Source organism: Paenibacillus sp. OK076, assembly GCF_900110055.1.
GTDB lineage: Bacteria > Bacillota > Bacilli > Paenibacillales > Paenibacillaceae > Paenibacillus.
In genome coordinates, this window is the sequence record NZ_FOCH01000001.1 from 1,491,256 (window position 1) to 1,509,483 (window position 18,228).

The 18,228-nt window shown below is 48.0% G+C and carries 17 protein-coding genes; 15 read left to right on the forward strand and 2 right to left on the reverse strand.

The features are described 5' to 3' along the window. The first annotated feature begins 84 nt into the window (after positions 1-84). From BMY78_RS06750 to coaD, 8 genes are all read left to right on the forward strand, one after another. The gene (locus BMY78_RS06750) at positions 85-984 is read left to right on the forward strand and encodes a carbohydrate ABC transporter permease (protein WP_090895858.1); all 900 of its coding nucleotides are present in this window, start codon (positions 85-87) and stop codon (positions 982-984) included. Further along, positions 977-1,807: a carbohydrate ABC transporter permease gene (locus BMY78_RS06755; protein ID WP_090895861.1), complete on the forward strand. Its 831-nt coding sequence runs from the start codon at positions 977-979 to the stop codon at positions 1,805-1,807. Before BMY78_RS06750 ends, BMY78_RS06755 begins: the two co-directional genes overlap by 8 nt. A gap of 159 nt (positions 1,808-1,966) precedes the next feature. Continuing rightward, the gene (locus tag BMY78_RS06760) at positions 1,967-5,017 is read left to right on the forward strand and encodes a beta-galactosidase, LacZ type (protein ID WP_090895863.1); all 3,051 of its coding nucleotides are present in this window, start codon (positions 1,967-1,969) and stop codon (positions 5,015-5,017) included. 234 nt (positions 5,018-5,251) lie between these two features. Further along, the gene (locus tag BMY78_RS06765) at positions 5,252-5,557 is read left to right on the forward strand and encodes a hypothetical protein (RefSeq protein ID WP_090895865.1); all 306 of its coding nucleotides are present in this window, start codon (positions 5,252-5,254) and stop codon (positions 5,555-5,557) included. A gap of 452 nt (positions 5,558-6,009) precedes the next feature. Continuing rightward, positions 6,010-6,447 carry a hypothetical protein gene (locus tag BMY78_RS06775; RefSeq protein ID WP_090895869.1) on the forward strand — a complete coding sequence of 146 codons (438 nt, stop codon included), beginning with the start codon at positions 6,010-6,012 and terminating at the stop codon, positions 6,445-6,447. Between the two features lie 283 nt (positions 6,448-6,730). Further along, complete coding sequence (locus BMY78_RS06780; RefSeq protein ID WP_256221977.1) at positions 6,731-7,567, forward strand: AraC family transcriptional regulator; 837 nt, start codon at positions 6,731-6,733, stop codon at positions 7,565-7,567. 313 nt (positions 7,568-7,880) lie between these two features. Next, complete coding sequence (gene rsmD, locus BMY78_RS06790) at positions 7,881-8,492, forward strand: 16S rRNA (guanine(966)-N(2))-methyltransferase RsmD (protein WP_090895876.1); 612 nt, start codon at positions 7,881-7,883, stop codon at positions 8,490-8,492. Position 8,493: 1 nt separating this feature from the next. Then, positions 8,494-9,000, forward strand: a complete 507-nt coding sequence (gene coaD, locus BMY78_RS06795) for a pantetheine-phosphate adenylyltransferase (RefSeq protein WP_090902131.1) — start codon at positions 8,494-8,496, stop codon at positions 8,998-9,000. Here coaD and BMY78_RS06800 read toward each other — a convergent pair. Further along, the gene (locus BMY78_RS06800) at positions 8,978-10,234 is read right to left on the reverse strand and encodes a nucleoside recognition domain-containing protein (protein ID WP_090895879.1); all 1,257 of its coding nucleotides are present in this window, start codon (positions 10,232-10,234) and stop codon (positions 8,978-8,980) included. The two genes, coaD and BMY78_RS06800, sit on opposite strands and share 23 nt — an antisense overlap. A 203-nt stretch (positions 10,235-10,437) precedes the next feature. Here BMY78_RS06800 and BMY78_RS06805 point away from each other — a divergent pair, with 203 nt between their 5' ends. Further along, the gene (locus BMY78_RS06805; RefSeq protein ID WP_090895881.1) at positions 10,438-11,478 is read left to right on the forward strand and encodes a SepM family pheromone-processing serine protease; all 1,041 of its coding nucleotides are present in this window, start codon (positions 10,438-10,440) and stop codon (positions 11,476-11,478) included. A gap of 306 nt (positions 11,479-11,784) precedes the next feature. Here the strand turns inward: BMY78_RS06805 and BMY78_RS06810 are convergent, their stop codons facing one another. Beyond that, positions 11,785-13,017: a nucleotidyltransferase gene (locus BMY78_RS06810; RefSeq protein WP_090895884.1), complete on the reverse strand. Its 1,233-nt coding sequence runs from the start codon at positions 13,015-13,017 to the stop codon at positions 11,785-11,787. A 483-nt stretch (positions 13,018-13,500) separates the two neighbouring features. Here BMY78_RS06810 and BMY78_RS06815 point away from each other — a divergent pair, with 483 nt between their 5' ends. The 6 genes from BMY78_RS06815 to fabD all read left to right on the forward strand — a co-directional run bounded on the left by BMY78_RS06815 (position 13,501) and on the right by fabD (position 18,196). Then, positions 13,501-14,007, forward strand: coding sequence for a YceD family protein (locus BMY78_RS06815; RefSeq protein WP_090895887.1), 507 nt, complete (start codon positions 13,501-13,503; stop codon positions 14,005-14,007). Positions 14,008-14,072: 65 nt separating this feature from the next. After that, a complete protein-coding gene (rpmF, locus tag BMY78_RS06820) occupies positions 14,073-14,246 on the forward strand; it encodes a 50S ribosomal protein L32 (RefSeq protein WP_017689233.1) in 174 nt (57 codons plus the stop codon). Between the two features lie 451 nt (positions 14,247-14,697). Further along, a complete protein-coding gene (fapR, locus tag BMY78_RS06825) occupies positions 14,698-15,246 on the forward strand; it encodes a transcription factor FapR (protein ID WP_205525006.1) in 549 nt (182 codons plus the stop codon). Next, positions 15,243-16,238: a phosphate acyltransferase PlsX gene (plsX, locus tag BMY78_RS06830; RefSeq protein ID WP_064639094.1), complete on the forward strand. Its 996-nt coding sequence runs from the start codon at positions 15,243-15,245 to the stop codon at positions 16,236-16,238. The genes fapR and plsX overlap by 4 nt, the downstream gene beginning before the upstream one ends. A gap of 8 nt (positions 16,239-16,246) precedes the next feature. Further along, the gene (locus BMY78_RS06835) at positions 16,247-17,236 is read left to right on the forward strand and encodes a beta-ketoacyl-ACP synthase III (protein WP_062322268.1); all 990 of its coding nucleotides are present in this window, start codon (positions 16,247-16,249) and stop codon (positions 17,234-17,236) included. A gap of 27 nt (positions 17,237-17,263) precedes the next feature. Beyond that, on the forward strand, positions 17,264-18,196 hold the full coding sequence (gene fabD / locus BMY78_RS06840; protein ID WP_090895892.1) for an ACP S-malonyltransferase: 933 nt from the start codon (positions 17,264-17,266) through the stop codon (positions 18,194-18,196). Positions 18,197-18,228: the final 32 nt, after the last annotated feature.

Consider the following 18,228-nt stretch of genomic DNA (forward strand, 5'->3'; position numbering starts at 1 on the left):
CCTTGTCTGGCGCAAGCTGAACCGGACAAGGCGAGAGGCTCTGTAGGTTCTACCCATGTTCCATGGAGAGAGAGGAGCCATACTGTGAAAGCCATAAATACAGGAGACAGTCTCCAAAAGAAAAATAATTTGACTGGATGGGCTTTTGTTTTGCTGGCTGTTGTCGGAATTGTAGCCTTCTACTTCTATCCGATGATTCAAGCGCTGCTCTTATCATTCAAGTCTGGCAAAGGTGCCAACCTTGAATTTTCGGGCCTTGCGAACTACAAGAGATTGTTGGTTGACACAACGTTCCGTACAGCACTATCAAATACGTTCATTTACTTGATCATTCAAGTACCTATAATGATTATTCTCGGTTTGTTCATTTCCGTATTGCTAAATGACAGCACACTGCGTTTCCGCAGCTTTTTCCGTACAGCTATTTTCTTGCCTTGTGTTACTTCACTCGTAGCGTACTCGGTTGTATTCAAATATTTGTTTGCACCGGATGGTATGGTGAACCAGGCATTGTTGGGCTTGCACATCATCGGCACTCCAATTCAATGGATCACGGACCCGTTCTGGGCTAAAATTACGATCATAATCGCCGTCACTTGGCGTTGGACCGGATATAACATGATTTTCTATCTGTCATCTCTTCAAAATATCGATCAATCGATCTATGAAGCAGCCAGAATTGACGGAGCGAATGCATTCACCCAATTTTTCAAAATTACCGTACCTTTGCTCAAACCGATTATCCTCTTCACATCCATTACATCGACCATCGGTACCTTGCAGATCTTTGATGAGATTATGAACATTACCAAAGGTGGTCCAGGTAACGCAACCATGTCCATTTCGCAATATATCTACAACCTTTCGTTCAAATATTCACCGGACTTCGGATATGCGGCAACCGTTTCTTACTCCATCGTAATTTTGATCATAATATTGTCCATCATCCAGTTTAAAGTGGCAGGTGATAATAAAAATGGCTAAAGCTAAAGCAAAACGGATTTTCACTTACGTCTTCCTATCCATCGTCGCCTTTGTATCCATTTTTCCATTTTTCTGGATGCTGGTCAGCTCTACAAATGCATCTGTCGATGTTACCAAAGGCAGATTGCTGCCAGGTTCGGCTTTCCTTGATAACTTCAACAAACTGATTGACTCGACCAATCTGGTGCAGGCTCTGGGGAACTCGGCTATTATCTCCGTTGTCTCAACGGTTCTGGCTCTGCTGATTGGTTCGATGGCAGGTTATGGCTTTGAGGTATATCGTACGAAATCGCGTGATGTTGTGTTCAACATCTTGCTGTTATCCATGATGATTCCGTTTGCAGCGATTATGGTGCCTTTGTACCGTATGTTTGCAACGATCTCAAGTGTTACACCGGTCATCGGGATCAACACCATGGCATCCGTCATTTTGCCAACCATTACGACAGCGTTTCTGATCTTCTTCTTCCGTCAGAACACCAAAATGTTCCCTAAAGATCTGCTGGAAGCTGGACGTATTGATGGACTGAGCGAGCTGGGAATCTTCCTGAAGATTTACATGCCAACGATGAGAACCACATACGCAGCAGCCGCGATTATCACATTCATGAGCAGCTGGAACAACTATCTGTGGCCGCTGATTGTTTTGCAAACGCCTGACCAACAAACGATTCCGCTGCTTATTTCCAATCTCGGTTCGGGATACGCTCCAGATTATGGCGTAATTATGACAGCGATCGTTATTGCCACGCTGCCGACAGCAATCGTATTCTTCATTATGCAGAAACATTTTGTCGCCGGAATGGTTGGTTCTGTGAAATAATGGAATAACATTCATTCCCGCATGAGAGTGGAGGCCGCCGCAGGCGTGCCTCTGCCTTTCTGTTTGTCAAGGATTGTTTGTGGTTTTTGGAAAAGGAAAACAAGCGTCTGTACTGAATAAATAATAAATATATTTGTTTCAAAAGGGAGAGAGAGCCGAATGAAAGCAACACATGCAGATATCAACTGGCTGGGCGATGTAAGCGTTTTTGAAGTAAACCGTCTTAACGCTTACTCGGACCATCGCTATTACCGTACTATGGAAGAAGCGAAAGCATCCGGTGCAATGGCTATGCGCTACAACCTTAACGGTACGTGGAAATTTAATTATGCGATCCGTCCGGATTGCCGCCCCGAAGCTTTTTATAAGCAGGAATTCTCCAGTGCAGGTTGGGATGATATTGAAGTGCCGGGGCATATTCAGCTCCAAGGATATGGTCAGATCCAATATGTAAATACCCAGTACCCTTGGGATGGATTAAACGATCTGCGTCCACCTGCATTACCGCAGGACCAAAACCCGGTAGGCAGTTATATTCGCACATTCCATTTGCCAGCAGGCTGGCAGAACAGTCCGGTATATATTTCGTTTCAGGGGGTAGAATCGGCATTCTATGTATGGCTTAACGGACAGTTCGTCGGATACGGGGAAGACAGCTTTACGCCATCCGATTTTGATCTGACTCCATTCCTGCAGGACGGAGAGAATAAACTGGCTGTGGAAGTGTATCAACGCAGCACAGGCAGTTGGTTGGAGGATCAGGATTTCTGGCGGTTCTCCGGCATTTTCAGAGATGTGTATCTGTATACTGTGCCGGCTGCGCATATTCGCGATGTGCGGGTTGTGACGGATCTGGACAAGTCTTATACCCATGGTACGTTAAACGTGGATCTCAAGCTTGAGGGGAAAGCCGCTGCCGGAGCCAAAGTGAAGGCTGAACTGCGGGATGCTGATGGCAACACGGTGAAAACATTTGGTGGGATTGAAGTTACCAATGGTCTGGTGAGTCTTCGTGAGGAGATTGGCAAAGTAAACCTGTGGAGCGCGGAGATTCCTTACCTGTACCGTCTGTACATTCAAGTATATGATGCAGCAGGCGAGCTGTTGGAAGTTGTACCTCAGGCCGTTGGCTTCCGTACATTTGAAATGATCGACAAAGTGATGCACATCAACGGTAAACGTATTGTTTTCAAAGGGGTAAACCGTCACGAATTTAATCCGCGTCGCGGACGTGCTGTGACCAAGGAAGACATGCTGTGGGATGTGAAGACGATTAAACAAAACAATATGAACGCTGTGCGTACATCTCACTATCCAAACCAAAGCCTATGGTATGAATTGTGTGATGAATATGGATTGTATGTGATTGATGAAATGAACCTGGAGACGCACGGATCATGGCAGAAACTGGGTGCAGTTGAGCCTTCATGGGTTATTCCTGGTGATCGTCCAGAGTGGCATGATATTGTTATGGATCGTGCGGTGTCGATGGTAGAGCGGGACAAAAACCATCCGTCCATCCTGATCTGGTCTTGTGGTAACGAGTCTCATGGTGGTGAAGTGATCTATAAAGTGTCGCAATATTTCAAATCGGCTGATCCTACACGTCTTGTTCATTATGAAGGTGTGTTCCACGATCGTCGTTTCAACGAGACGAGTGATATGGAATCACGCATGTACGCCAAACCGGCGGACATTGAGGAATTCTTGAATGCGAATCCGGAAAAACCATATATCAGCTGTGAGTACATGCATGCCATGGGTAACTCCATTGGCGGTATGCATAAGTATACGGAGCTGGAAGACAAGTATCCGATGTACCAAGGCGGCTTTATTTGGGATTACATTGATCAAGCCATTTACAAAAAAGATCGTTACGGCAAAGAGTTCCTTGCTTATGGCGGAGATTTCGGTGATCGTCCTTCGGACTATTCTTTCTGTGGAGACGGCATTGTGCACGCAGACCGCAAAGTGTCTGCCAAGATGCAGGAAGTCAAATATCTGTACCAAAACATCAAGCTGTTCCCGGATCGGGAAGGTGTGAAAATCGTTAACAGTAATTTGTTTGCGGACACGTCTGAATTCGAACTGGTATACAGTCTGGATCGTGAAGGTCAAGAAGTGCTGCGTGGAACGCTGGAGGTAAACGTGGGCCCACAAAGCGAGACCGTTGTGAAACTTCCTCTTGATGTGCAATCTCTTGCTGGTGGGGAATATGCAGTGAATACCGCGTTTGTATTAAAAGCAGCAACTTTATGGGCAGAAAAAGGCGAGGAAGTTGCCTTTGGACAGTTTGTTTTCACACAAGAAGGCAAACAAACGGCTGTAGCTGTGGATCAAAATCTGGTGAGCAATATACAAGTGGTTGAAGGTGACGTAAACATCGGTGTTCGCATCGGTCAAACGCATGCTCTGTTCTCCAAGCAATTTGGAACACTGGCTTCCCTGAAATTCTCTGGACGCGAAACGATTGCAATCCCGCCCGCACCACTGTTCTGGCGTGCAACGACAGACAATGATAAGGGTACAGCGATGGGCTTTGAGCTTGGCGCATGGTATGCTGCCAGCCTGCTGCCGCGATGTGTAGAATGGAAGCATGAACAGAAACCGGATCAATACCGCATTGAGTTCACTTACAAGCTCAACATCTCCGCAGATGTAGAGGTGAAAGTGATTTATACTGTGCTTGCAGATGGCAGTGTGCATGTGCATAACACGTACAAAGGCACCGAGGGCCTGCCAAACCTGCCAATCCACGCTCTTTCGTTCAGAACGTCTCCAGACTATGAAAATGTGGAATGGCTGGCGATGGGACCAGAGGAGAACTACTCCGATCGTGCATTCGGTGCACGTCTGGGCATCCATGGCAGCAAAGTAGCGGACACGATGGCACCGTATCTTGTACCACAGGAGTCTGGTAACCGCACGGGCGTACGCTGGGCCAAGCTGACGGACAATGCCGGACGTGGGTTCAAGATCGAAGCTTCCGGCGCGCCGGTTGAACTGAATGTGTCACCATATACAGCATTTGAGCTGGAGAATGCGCAGCATGTATATGAATTACCGCCCGTTCACTACACGGTAGTGACCGTAGCCGGCAAACAAATGGGTGTTGGCGGTGACGACAGCTGGGGCGCTCCGGTACATCCGGAATACCAAATTCCTTCCAATGGTGAGTTGAGCTTCGAATTTGTCATCCGTTCATTGTAAGAGAGAGGCTTAATAAGACTTGGTGCACAGTCTTATATGAAGTCTGTATGCCATGGTTTGTAGCAAAAGCCGAAGCAGAGGTTCCTCGATGATGAGGGCCTCTGTTTTGTTTTATTTTGCATAACGGAGAGTGTAGAAGAGTGAATCAGAGCAGCTGAGCATATGCATGATTGAAACCGTACTCGCTTCGTTCTCGTAATGTACAGAAACAAAGAGGTGAAGGAGGGGGACAGGATGAGCAGAAAAGCAAAAACAGGGATGTGGCTGACGGTGCTGGCCGTTCTGGGCATTATTGTTGGATCATTTATCTGGTATTTCAATACAGCTTCTGGTGAGCGCGCACTCAAAACGATGAGATCCAATAATGCCGGAGGGCTGGAGCGTGTAGTGAAGGTGTACAGCAGCTCAGGTGAGCTGATCCAGACCTATGAAGGCAAGATCGATGTGCAGGATACCGAGTATGGAAACAAGGTGCTGTTTGACCTGAACGGCAAACGTATTGTGATCTATAATGCAACGGTAGTGACGGAAGAGAAGTAAAGGCTTGCAGAGGGTTGAGAGATAGATGAAAGTGACGAGTGTTCGGGCGGTCCAGAGCAAGGCCAACCAACTTGAGGAGACATATCTCTACTTCTATAGTAAAATTAAGGAAAAAATGAGAATTGAGTGATACAGAATGATGATTTTCTTGGTTGCTCTTGCTTTGCTCGGCATGTTTGCTTTTTATAGTTTGCTTGCTTATTTTTTAATCCGTTTGATATCCAAAAAAGGGTTTAAAGTAACGTTGACGAAATACGAAATTTTAGAAATTATGACTTGGCTTGCTTTGATATTTATTGTATTTTATAGCATTAAATCGTGGTCATCTTCTACGATCTTGGCTGCTGTCTTCCTTATCATACCATTAATGAATATGCGGATTTCGAATAGAAAGCACAGAGAGCGCATTAAACGGGAATCAGCTTCTTTGCAGTGAATAAGGAGGGCACGCTATGATTCTGGGCAAAACAACAGATACTTCAGGGCTGACCAAGGTTGCGGAGCTATCGGATGAATTACAGCCCGTTTTTGAAAGAGCTGCCGACAAGTATGCTCTGTGTGATATTGAATTGTACTTTGTATTCCGCTGCCTGCCTGACGATTATGGACGTAAATCCAGCGTCAGGCATGTGAAGGCGGAGAAGGTCATCTATTTTGATCAAACGGTGAGTGAAGACCAGTACAAGACCTGGAGCGTAAGCAAACAGCGACATGCCTTAAGCCATGCGTTTTATACTTTTTTGAGTGAAAAGATAAAGAAGTACAAGATAGCGCATTTGAATACTGAGGAATTTATTACAGATATGGGTGTTTGGCTCAAGGAGATTGGATGGTTACTGATAGAAGAGGAAGCTGAGCTGGCTGAGTTCAAGGAGAAGTATGGATCGTGAATATCTGTATTGTGGAAATCGGGCGAGAATGAAACGCACAGCTACCCATGAGGTATGTGACTGGGGAGTTCCTCTTCTCGTTCTTCCGATCTTCAAAATGGAACAATGCAACGAATACATATGAGAGTTAATCTCTTGGCTGTACGAATAGACAAATTGGAGCATTCCTAAACAAGAAGATATTCAGGGGTTCTTTTACACTGTAGGAGAAAGGAGATGAGAGTTTCTGGAGATGTTTAAACTGCTTGGCCAGTCCATTGATTACGTGGAACAACATCTGCACTTGCCGATTGAGATTGAGGACATTGCTAAGGCAGCTATGAGTTCGAAATACCATTTTCAACGAATGTTTCATGCAGTAACTGGTGTTACCGTGACCCAATACGTGAGAAATAGGAGGCTTACGCTTGCGGCACAGGATTTAGTGGGAACGAATTGTAAAGTCATTGATGCTGCGCTGAAGTACGGTTATGACAGCCCGGCGGCTTTTACGAAAGCATTTCAAAGAATGCACGGGGTAACACCGCTTGAAGCCAAGAAAATGAATGTGAAACTTAAAGCTTTCCCTCGAATCTCCTTTCAAATTCAGGTTAGAGGGGAAACAGAGATGAATTATCGAATGGTTGAGGAAAAAGGCTCTACTGTATGTGGAAAAAGTGTTATCGTCCATAAGGATGCGTACAAAGAGATACCTGTATTTGTGGAGGAAATTTGGAAAGATGGTACTCATGATCAGATTAACAAGCTTTTAGGGAGACATGCTGGCGCATTGCTGTATGGTTATCATTTTGACTTTGATGAGGATGGTTCAAAACGTTATTTAATGGGAGCAGAAGTGCCAGATGGTATTCAGGTCCCTGATGGATTTACCGTTCTTCATGTACCTGGTCAAATCTATGCGGTCTTTGACAGTCGCGGGACGATGACTGAAGATGTCGAAATTGATTTAAGTATAATGAATATCTGGAAACGTATCTACACCGAGTGGTTTCCGTCAACGAGTTTTGAACAAGCGGAAGGACCATGTATCGAGAAATATGAATGGGTTGATGATCAGCAGCAAGATTTCATCACTGAAGTGTGGATTCCAGTTCGTAAAAAAGTAGATCATATTAAATGATTCAGGAAATGATCAGCAACCAACGTTCCAACAACAAAAATAGGCCCTCTTTCGAGGGCCTATCTTTCATGGGAGAGGAGAAACCGGACGAAGAGCTTATGGGGAAACGTAAGTCTTCTCCGCGGTTGTCTACGACACTTGTGATGTCGATAATTACAGGATGGCCGGAAAGTTTCCTTTTTATACATATGCGTCAACAATTCGTCAACAATATTTCGGCGAGAAAGCAGACGGACTATTTTTCAAACTGAACCCGATTGTGGTACGATAGCTTTATCAATAAACTTACATAGAGAGAAAAGGTGACTCATCAGTGAGAGTGGTATCTGGGAGTGCGAAAGGCAGACCGCTGAAGGCTGTTCCTGGCACAGGAACGCGGCCGACCACCGACAAGGTGAAGGAAGCGTTGTTTAGTATGATTGGCCCTTATTTTGAGGGCGGTACAGCATTGGATCTGTTTGCAGGCAGTGGAGGTCTCGGGATTGAGGCGCTGAGCCGCGGCATGGACAAGGCTGTTTTTGTTGACTTGGAATCGAAAAGTATTGAAGTGATTCGTGCAAATCTGAAGGCAACCAAGCTGGAAGATCAGGCGGCCATATACCGGAATGATGCCAGTCGTGCATTGAAGGCGCTCGCCAAGCGAAGCACACAATTTGATCTCGTATTTCTGGACCCGCCCTACCGTATGAAAAATGGGGACGAGTTAATGCTTACGATGCACGAGCTGGGCTTGCTTGAACCGGAAGCGACCATCGTGCTTGAATATGAATCCAAATATAATTACCCTGAGCAATTCGGCCCGTTTGAACAAACGCGCAAGGCATTGTATGGGGAGACAGCTGTATCCATCTATCATTATGCACCTGCTGCAGCAACAGAAGATGGACAACCTAGCACAGCGGAAGAGGAGGCTCCTCATGAGTGAAATGATACATCGTCAGGAACGAATTGCCGTATATCCAGGGAGTTTTGATCCCGTAACGATGGGCCATCTGGACATTATTGCCCGCGCGTCGAAGCAGTTTGATCGCGTCATCGTGGCTGTATTGAATAATATGAGTAAAAACCCACTGTTTACGGTGGAAGAACGGAAAAGTCTTATTTCAGAAGTCACGAGTTACCTGCCTAATGTGGAAGTGGATAGCTTCCGTGATCTGACAGCAAATTATGTAAGGCAAAAAGATGCTCAGGTCATCGTCCGCGGTATCCGCTCGGTGACGGATTTTGAGTATGAGCTTCAGCTGGCTTCGACGAACAGCAAGTTAAATCCGGATGCGGAAACCATTTTTATGATGACCAATCCGAAATATTCGTACCTGAGCTCCAGCATCGTCAAGGAAATTGCCCACTACCACGGAGATGTCACCGATCTGGTCTCACCTGAAGTGGAAGCTGCGCTGCGTCAGAAAATTAGCGAGAAAACCGGCGGTTAAACCAGAAAGTCAGCCCGGACAGGCTGATCATGACGGTGAGCAGCAATGCCAGACCGATACAGGCAGCAGGGAAACCACTCCAAAAGACTTCGATAATGTCGGAGGTGTTCATGCCTACCAGAGATTGATTGGTTAAGAATGGTGCCCAACCATTGCCTGGATTGGTCTGAAACGTGGGCAAGACTTCTGAGCTGTAACGGCTGAATGGCAGCCATAGCAGCAAACTGAGGAAAACTGCAACCAATGCATGAAGCAGACGGATTCCAGCAAAATACATCATGGACGTTGCGGCAAGTCCCGCAGCTTTCAGCACGGCGGAAACTTGCAGATGAGAGCATAGACCTCCCCAGCCGAGGACGGCTGCAAGCAAAGACATGAGCAGAACAGGCGTTAATGGGCTCTGACTCAGGTGATACGTTCCCAGATGGTGCTCCAGCAGGGAGGGCCAAAAAGCAACTGAAGCACCGGGGGTGATATAGAGGGTGAGCAGCCGAACAAACACGGCAAACACAATCATATATCCTCCCGTCATCATTAAGGTTTGTACAGCTTGGGAGACGGTGTCACCAAGCAATTTGCCGAACCCGCGTCCGTCACGTTCCTGGGCTGCACGGGCTGCAAGCATCATCTGGGACCATAGGCTCTGTCGTTTGGACGAAGAAGGGTTTGCAGTTGATTGTTTTTCCCCTTTTGATTCTTTGGGCAGGAGTCGTACTCCGATCATGGTGGCCATCCAGCCACTAACCCAGTGAACGATCAAAAGGAAATATCCGGCCACAGGCTGGTGTAGAAAAGCTGCACCAATGACAAGTATAATCATCAATGGATTGGCGAAATGAGATGCTGCAGCGACAATGCCCGCCTGTTTGGCGGTAATTTGTTGATCCTGCACTAGGCGGGAGGCGGTATCTGCTCCAGCCGGAAAGCCGCCGCACATGCCGACAGCAATAGCCAGTCCGGCTTTGCCCGGCAGACGGAACCAGCGCTGCATCAATGGCCCAAGCAAGACACCGAGCGCGTGAGTAAAGCCGAACGCAGTCAGCATTTGGGATAACATCAGGAATGGAAGCATGGCCGGAAAGATGATTTTCCACCAAATGTCCAAACCTTGAATAGAGGCATCAAATGCATCTTTTGGAGATACAACTACTGCAATTACCAGCATTAAAGCGCCGGTACTCATAAGTACCGTTTGTAACGGCCCTGAGCCCGTAACTTCGCTCTGCATTGTCATTGTTTCACCTCATATGGATCGTGCCGCATACACTCGGCCAGGATTAGTTGTGGACGGCCGAAAGACGTCCGTAGACGCTTCGGCCTTGACCGGATAAGCTACTGTAAACAGCGGCCTATCCGGCCTGTACCATTGTATGCAAAAGCATGAGAGTGTTAGACTTATAATTATTGAAAGATACGCAAAGAACGGGGGCTCAAGCAATGAATCGGATTCGGAAATCTGGCGGATTCAGAGCTTCGATCTTTGTGATCGTGGTGGCTCTAGTCGTCTATGTTGCGGTATATATGCCAACGCCATATATCATTTATATGCCTGGCAGTGCCGATGAGGTAAAACCCATGGTTACCGTGAAAGAGGGGGATAAGGAAGAACGCGGTGTGTTTATGATGACGACAGTGTCGGCAACATACGCCAATGTGTTTTTGCTAGGAACCTCCTTGTTTAATCGAAATGCCCAAGTGGATAAAAAAGAAGATCGGCTGCGCGGCAAAAGCGAAGCGGAATATTCTGCCGAACAGGTCTGGTTCATGAGTGATTCACAATCCTCGGCCATGGAGGCGGCTTATGAGCAGGCGGGAGTGAAATACTCCATTGTTCCTGAGCATATTTTTGTATTCGGGCTGTCCGAAGATCCAAAGCCTAAGGGAGATATTGAGCCCGGAGATATTATTTTGGGTGTGGACGGAACGGCAACTCCAGACAATACGGTGTTGTCTGAGCAGTTAAAGAACAAAAAGGTCGGGGATACGGTTGAGATGCAATTGGAGCGAGGCGGAGAGACCATCAGCCGCGACGTTCAATTGATTGAAGTGAAAGATAGCAAAACCGGTGAAGTTCGCCCGGCACTGGGTGTCATGATCGGAGCGGTTCAGAAGGTGAAAGCAGAAGATCCGGATAAACAGATATCCTTCACGGATACTCAGGTTGGTGGCCCCTCTGCCGGACTGATGTTCACCCTGGAGATTTATAATCAGTTGACTCCTGGAGATTTGACGAAAGGGCACCGGATTGCTGGCACAGGCACCATTAACAAAGAAGGTGTGGTTGGTGCAATCGGTGGCGTTGTGCACAAAATTGTTGCGGCGGACCGGAAAGAAGCGGAGTTTTTCTTTGTGCCGAAGGACAATTATAAAGAAGCCGAAGCCAAGGCTGAACAGATTGGTACCAAAATGAAACTCATTCCTGTCAGCACAGTGGATGATGCGCTGGCTTATCTGAAAACCTTGTCTGTTAAATCCTAAAACAATTATCATTAGTGAGCAGTATGCCTTGAATAAAGAATAGTAGAATAATGTCAAATCCCCCTATTGCAACGATGCCGAATCGGTATGCAGTAGGGGGATTTTGTTTTGGGTAATTGATATTAAACAACGCATGATCAACAGAGTTTGAACAAGCTTATACCCGCAGATCAGGATTGGATCAATCCAGATACAAGCTTGGGCACGCACCAGGCAAAAAACGTACAAGTTGATCCAAATAAAATAGTGTGAGGAATTCAAAAATCGTTTATGTTGAGCCTGCTAAGGATAGGACTGAACGTAGGGTTAGAGCCTCACAGGAGGGTCATAGTAGTCGCTGTACATCATGCGTGTATTGGTGTGTTTGCAGGCGAGTGCATATGCTGCCTGTGCTTGTACATCCAGCTCCAACTGGTTATGGACAAAGGTTGATGGTTTCAGAAGAACGGGCAGAGAAGCCGTCTTTTTCATTTGTTTCAAAAGGCCCTGTCCTTGTGCATTGAACCCAAGCACTCGAAGATATGCTGGCCCTTCAGCAAGCTTCTCGGGCGAACATTCGGCCTTGGTATGATTCAGCAGGATATGGGTCAGCATGCGCTGTAGCTTTGTGCGGGTGTAGCGTTTCGTCTTGAGTGTATTCAGCAACGCCTCGACTGAAGGCTCCGGGAGCTGAGCGAGCGTGCGGCTCAGCCTGTGTTCGAGTCCTTCCGTGACCTCGGCGATCTGCTCCAGCTCGGAGGCACGGCGTGTGGCCGCGATGTGCAGCAGCGGCTGTGCAAAGCGCTCCCAGTGCACGGGAGCGCGCCCTTCCTGCCATTCGCGCTGCAGAATGGCAAGAGTTGCCGCCGGCACGTATGGCGCGGCGGCTTCGGGCCCGTCTGCCATCAGCAGGCGGCGGACGGCGGTTGCACTGGCGATCGCCCCCGGTCCGGGCGTCGCCTCATGATACGCGGCACCGGTACGCGCCGCCGTAAAGGGCTTGATCGCGCTGCCCAGCCGTTGCAGCGCGATCAGGTAATGCAGCCCAAGCGAATTGTTGGGCTGCCCCAGCAGTGCAGCGGCGTCGTTCGCATCGACGCCGCCAGGCGCCAGCGCTGCCGCCGCACCTGCGTATGCGGCGGGGTAGCTGGCGCCTTCCCGCAGGCGGCGCGCGATATCCTCGCGCAGCCCTGCGGGCTCCACAGCCAGCACGCGCGCAATGCGCTGCAGGCTGTCCAGGTCGCCGGACTCGCTGCCAAAGCAGAGCGAGTCCACCACGCCTGTGCGGTGCAGCAGTGACACCGCACCAAAGGCGAACCACTCGGCCGGTTGTACAGCATAGGCAACCGGCAGTTCAATCACCAGATCGGCGCCAGCATGGAGCGCCATCTCCGTGCGGGCCCTTTTACCCACGATGGCGGGTTCGCCGCGCTGGAGGAAAGGGCCGCTCATCACAGCCACAACAACGTTTGCTCCACTGAGCCGTCTGGCTTCACTTAGATGATAGACATGTCCGTTATGTAAAGGGTTATATTCAACAATGACGCCAACGGCTTTCATATGAGAACGCGCTCCTTTCGGTAAATATTCAATGGCGGTTTAATCATTCACTCCTAGCCCGATTATATACGAGCTCATCTTGTTCCATAATAGGACATGGGTATACCTTTGTTCAAATCATATCGCAATGTATACACCGCAAAAGAAAAGATTCCTGCTGGTCGATATAGCCCGAACCCACCCTCAAAATGCATGACTTGTAGTTTAACTTACAGTAAGCCTATAATGGTTCAGAGATCGAATGCGGATTAGGTGAGTCATTTTCAAAAAGGGTGTAAAGTTAAAAGTGTTGACAAACGTCTTGAAAAATCGGTATAATGATTTTTGTTTGTTAAGTCAATTTCATAATACTTTTAACGAGGAATCGTCAGAATACATACAGTCAGGAATATGATGTGTTGCAAGAGTCAGGCTTGACCTGTATAACTGTCGTAAGGCGTTTAACTTACATTATGAGATTGGTTTCGTTTGGAGTGATGGGAAATGTTAATGCCATTTCGCAAAGTGGCTACCAGTGACCGACCCCTGCAGTTCAATGAACAGTGGGATATCAAGGAACTGGTTTCTAACCGACAGGATATCACAGCCGTTACCCCGCTGACTGCGGATTTATCTGCAGAACACAGAGAGGGCGACGTTGTGGATGTTCATGGCAAACTGACAGTAGGAGTGGACATGTTATGCTCCCGATGTCTTAAGCCGATTAATGAACATTTTCATATTGATTTTCATGAGCAATTCAAGCAGGGGAAACAGCCAGAGGAATTGCCCGAAGACGATGATACTTTCTACGTGGATGGAGAGAGCGTTGATCTGAAAGGTTATGCCGAGGAAGCTTTTCTGCTGGATCTTCCGTTTATACCGCTATGCAGCGATACATGCAAAGGGTTATGCCCCAAGTGTGGCCATGAGCTGAACGAAGGTGACTGCGGTTGTGATAACCAAGTTATCGATCCGCGGCTTGCAGGGCTCAAGGATTTTTTTAAATGAGCATGAGTGAAAATCGAACGTAACAACTACCTGCAAAGGTTGATTTTGATAAGGAGGTGGGAATAATGGCAGTACCTCAACGGAGAACGTCCAAGACGCGTCGCGACAAACGTCGCACTCACTTTAAATTGGCTGTACCGGGCATGGTGAAATGTGAACAATGTGGCGAACTTAAACTTAGTCACCACGTGTGCAAAGTGTGCGGAACGTACAAAGCAAGAGAGATCATCTCTCAATAATAGCTAGACATTAAGTAGCACTTCATTTCGATGAGGTGCTACTTTTTTTAAACTATAACATCACAAGAACGACTACTTCTACCTGTATTCTATCTTCTTGAATAAAGTTCAATATACGTTTTTACTATTTTAGTAAGGCTCGTTACAGGTTGTGTTTGGGGCTGTGAAGCCGGGCTTTGCAAGGCAGGATTGTTTTTGCTCTGCCAGCCTTTCTTTTTGACACGGGATGAGATATACTATAGTTTAGTACCAGGTTCTAAGATTTGACGTTACATAAACATGAACCATGATTCGTGTGAGAACGCCCCTGCTGAACAGGGATGCAACTATAGAAGCAATGTGAAAGAATATATTGAACTGACCGGATTAGGTGGTTCCTTAAACGATACAGCGGGGGGTGTCAGGCATCGAACGTGTACCGAAGAGACAGAGGCAGCAGCAGTTAACCAAAATGATCGAAGACAACCCGTTTGTGACGGATCAGGAACTTACACGCCAATTGAAGGTAAGTATTCAGACGATTCGTCTCGACAGACTGGAGCTTGGGATTCCCGAGCTTCGGGAACGGATGAAACTGATGGCGGAGCGTTCCTATGATCAGGTGCGCTCCTTGCCCCTGCATGAGATTATCGGTGATATTGTGGATCTGCAACTGGACAAAAGCGGGATATCCTTGTTTGAGATTAAGGAAGAGCACGTATTCTCGAGAACGGGCATTGCAAGGGGACACTATGTTTTTGCACAGGCCAACTCGTTGGCTGTAGCCGTTATTAACGACGAGATAGCTTTGACGGCTTCCGCAGACATTCGTTTTGTCCGTTCGGTCCATTTGTCTGAGAAATGTATTGCGAAGGCTTATGTGCGATCGATCTCGGGTCAAAAGGGCAAAGCCAAAGTGGAAGTGTTCACTTATGTGGGTGAAGAAATGGTGTTTCAAGGCAACTTTGTAATCTACCGTTCAGGTGGAGAAGACAGCGTAGAAGGAGGTCATTTGGGATGAAAATCGTCATTGATGCCATGGGAGGCGATAATGCCCCTGCGGCAACAGTAGAAGGTGCGATCGCCGCGGCTACGGAATGGGCGGATACACAGATCGTCCTGGTCGGCGATGAAGCCAAGCTGGAACCTCTTCTGAGTCAGTCAGGAGCCAAACCTGCTAATCTGACTATTCGGCATGCTTCCGAAGTCATCGGTTCGGATGATGAACCGGTGAAGGCAGTCCGTCGCAAGAAGGATGCCTCCATGGTGGTTGCGGGGCGTATGCTTAAGGAAGGTGAAGCAGACGCCATGATCTCAGCGGGCAATACCGGAGCATTGATGACTGCCGGCTTGCTTGTAGTAGGCCGTATGGAAGGCATTGAGCGCCCGGCGCTTGCACCCATGATTCCCACGATCGATGATGTGGGTGTACTTGCACTTGATCTCGGCGCGAATATGGATGCCAAACCGGAACACCTCGCACAGTATGGTCTGATGGGAAGCTTGTATCGGCAAAAAGTGCAGGGGATCGCGTCACCAAGAGTGGGTCTGCTCAATGTGGGAACGGAGCCGGGTAAGGGGAATGAGTTGACCAAACATGCCTATCCGTTGCTGGAGCAACTTCCAATTCGTTTTGTTGGTAACGTGGAAGCCCGTGACGTGCTTACAGGTGCGTGTGATGTACTTGTATGTGATGGGTTTGCCGGAAATATATTGCTCAAATCGCTCGAAGGCACAGCAGGTGCCATTTTTGCTCTGCTTAAGGAACAATTCTCATCGTCGCTCAAAAGCAAACTGGCTGCTGCTGTGCTTATGCCTGAACTGCGCGGTTTGAAACGAAAGCTGGATTATACCGAGCATGGCGGTGCGCCGCTCCTCGGTTTGAGCAGACTTGTGGTGAAAAGTCATGGATCGGCTGATGGCAATGCCATCAAAAATGCTGTGCGCCAAGCACGGATTGCAGTACAGAACCAACTGGTGGAGAGCATATCTAAGGAAATTAGTGGGAAGTGAGTGACGACATGAATAATTTGCGCCCGGTAGGGGTCATCGGTACAGGTAAATATGTACCAGAGAAAATTTTGACAAACAGCGATTTGGAGAAAATGGTTGATACGAATGATGAGTGGATTGTCAGTCGTACAGGGATCAAGGAGCGTCATATCGCTGCACCGGATCAGGCGACTTCGGATCTGGCATACGAGGCAGCTATCAAAGCACTTGAGTCTGCTGGCATGACTGGCAGTGATCTGGATCTGATTATTGTGGCAACCATTACACCGGATTCTTCCTTCCCTTCTACTGCTTGTATTTTGCAAGATAAGCTTGGTGCCAAGGGCGCTGCGGCATTTGACTTGTCTGCTGCCTGCTCCGGCTTTGTATACGGTCTGGCAACAGCAACGAGCTTTATACAAAGCGGCATGTACAATAATGCGCTTGTTATTGGTGCAGATTGCTTGTCTCGCATTACGGACTATACCGACCGTAATACCTGTGTGCTGTTTGGCGATGGCGCGGGTGCGGTTATCGTTGGTGAAGTGCCGGAAGGCCGTGGATTTAAATCATTCGATCTCGGAGCTGAAGGTGCGGGCGGAAGCCTGCTTCAAATGGAGGGCGGGGGTTCACGTCTGCCTGCATCGGTAGAAACGGTTGAGAACAAAAAACATTACATTTACATGAATGGCCGTGAAGTGTTTAAATTTGCAGTACGGGTGATGGGTACAGCGACAGTCGAAGTGCTGCGCAAGGCTGGTCTGGAACGTACGGACGTGGATCTGTTTGTTCCTCATCAAGCCAATATCCGGATTATCCAATCTGCAATGCAGCGGCTTGAGCTTCCTGAAGAGAAAGTTGTAGTCAACGTGGATAAATACGCCAATACATCTGCAGCCTCCATTCCGCTTGCTTTGGTAGAAGCTGCTGAAGAAGGCCGCATGAAAGCCGGAGATACCGTGCTTATGGTTGGGTTCGGCGGCGGATTGACATGGGGCGCATCGGTACTCGTTTGGTAAACTAGACAGCTGGGAGAGATGGATTGGATGGGTAAAATAGCATTTGTATTTCCCGGACAGGGATCGCAGACTGTGGGCATGGCCAAGGACGCGTATGAGTCTGTGCCTGCGGCAACAGAGATTTTTCGCACAGCCGATGAAACGCTGGGTTTCTCGCTGAGCAATCTTGTTTTTGAGGGACCAGAGACCGAGTTGAAACAGACATCAAATACGCAGCCGGCTCTGTTGACAGCAAGTATTGCATTGCTTGAGGCATTTAAAGAAAAAGGAATTCAGCCTGATTATACGGCCGGCCATAGTCTGGGTGAATACAGTGCACTGGTCGCGGCGGGCGTTCTTTCGTTCGCGGACGCGGTAAGCATTGTGCGGGCACGCGGTCAATACATGGAACAGGCTGTTCCTGGTGGACAGGGTGCGATGGCTGCGGTATTGGGTGCGGATCGGGAAGCGCTGGGGGTGCTTTGCCGGGACGTATCCGAAAGTGGTCATGCCGTTGAACTTGCCAACATCAACTGCCCGGGACAAATCGTGATTTCCGGTGTGAAGGAAGGGGTAGCTGCTGTCGCTGAACGGGTTAAGGAAGCAGGCGGCAAACGCGCCATCACACTTGAAGTAAGCGGTCCGTTCCATTCTTCCTTAATGAAGGATGCAGCAGAGAAGCTGGCTGAGAAATTGAAAACTGTTTCGTTCTCACCTGGGTCGGTCCCTGTAGTCGCGAATGTGACTGCAAGACCTGTGGAGGACGGTAAGGTTCAGGATTTATTGACAGCTCAGGTCTATTCTCCGGTTTTATGGGAAGACAGTGTGACATGGCTTATTGAGCAAGGTGTGGATACCTTTATCGAGATTGGCTCTGGCAGTGTGCTAACAGGTTTGATTAAAAAAACAGATAAAACCGTTAAACTGTACAATGTAAACAGTCTTGAGACGCTCGAAGCAACAGCAGCTGCACTAATTTGATTAACCATGATTAGATTTGGGGAAAGGAGGAA

Bases quoted from the DNA above. Each gene is read 5' to 3' on its own strand.
- fapR (WP_205525006.1), top strand. From the start codon at position 14,698: ATGATCGAAGACAACCCGTTTGTGACGGATCAGGAACTTACACGCCAA.
- BMY78_RS06800 (WP_090895879.1), bottom strand. From the start codon at position 10,234: ATGACAATGCAGAGCGAAGTTACGGGCTCAGGGCCGTTACAAACGGTA.
- plsX (WP_064639094.1), top strand. From the start codon at position 15,243: ATGAAAATCGTCATTGATGCCATGGGAGGCGATAATGCCCCTGCGGCA.
- BMY78_RS06810 (WP_090895884.1), bottom strand. From the start codon at position 13,017: ATGAAAGCCGTTGGCGTCATTGTTGAATATAACCCTTTACATAACGGA.
- BMY78_RS06815 (WP_090895887.1), top strand. From the start codon at position 13,501: ATGTTAATGCCATTTCGCAAAGTGGCTACCAGTGACCGACCCCTGCAG.
- BMY78_RS06755 (WP_090895861.1), top strand. From the start codon at position 977: ATGGCTAAAGCTAAAGCAAAACGGATTTTCACTTACGTCTTCCTATCC.
- BMY78_RS06775 (WP_090895869.1), top strand. From the start codon at position 6,010: ATGATTCTGGGCAAAACAACAGATACTTCAGGGCTGACCAAGGTTGCG.
- BMY78_RS06835 (WP_062322268.1), top strand. From the start codon at position 16,247: ATGAATAATTTGCGCCCGGTAGGGGTCATCGGTACAGGTAAATATGTA.
- fabD (WP_090895892.1), top strand. From the start codon at position 17,264: ATGGGTAAAATAGCATTTGTATTTCCCGGACAGGGATCGCAGACTGTG.
- BMY78_RS06760 (WP_090895863.1), top strand. From the start codon at position 1,967: ATGAAAGCAACACATGCAGATATCAACTGGCTGGGCGATGTAAGCGTT.
- BMY78_RS06805 (WP_090895881.1), top strand. From the start codon at position 10,438: ATGAATCGGATTCGGAAATCTGGCGGATTCAGAGCTTCGATCTTTGTG.
- coaD (WP_090902131.1), top strand. From the start codon at position 8,494: ATGATACATCGTCAGGAACGAATTGCCGTATATCCAGGGAGTTTTGAT.
- rpmF (WP_017689233.1), top strand. From the start codon at position 14,073: ATGGCAGTACCTCAACGGAGAACGTCCAAGACGCGTCGCGACAAACGT.
- BMY78_RS06765 (WP_090895865.1), top strand. From the start codon at position 5,252: ATGAGCAGAAAAGCAAAAACAGGGATGTGGCTGACGGTGCTGGCCGTT.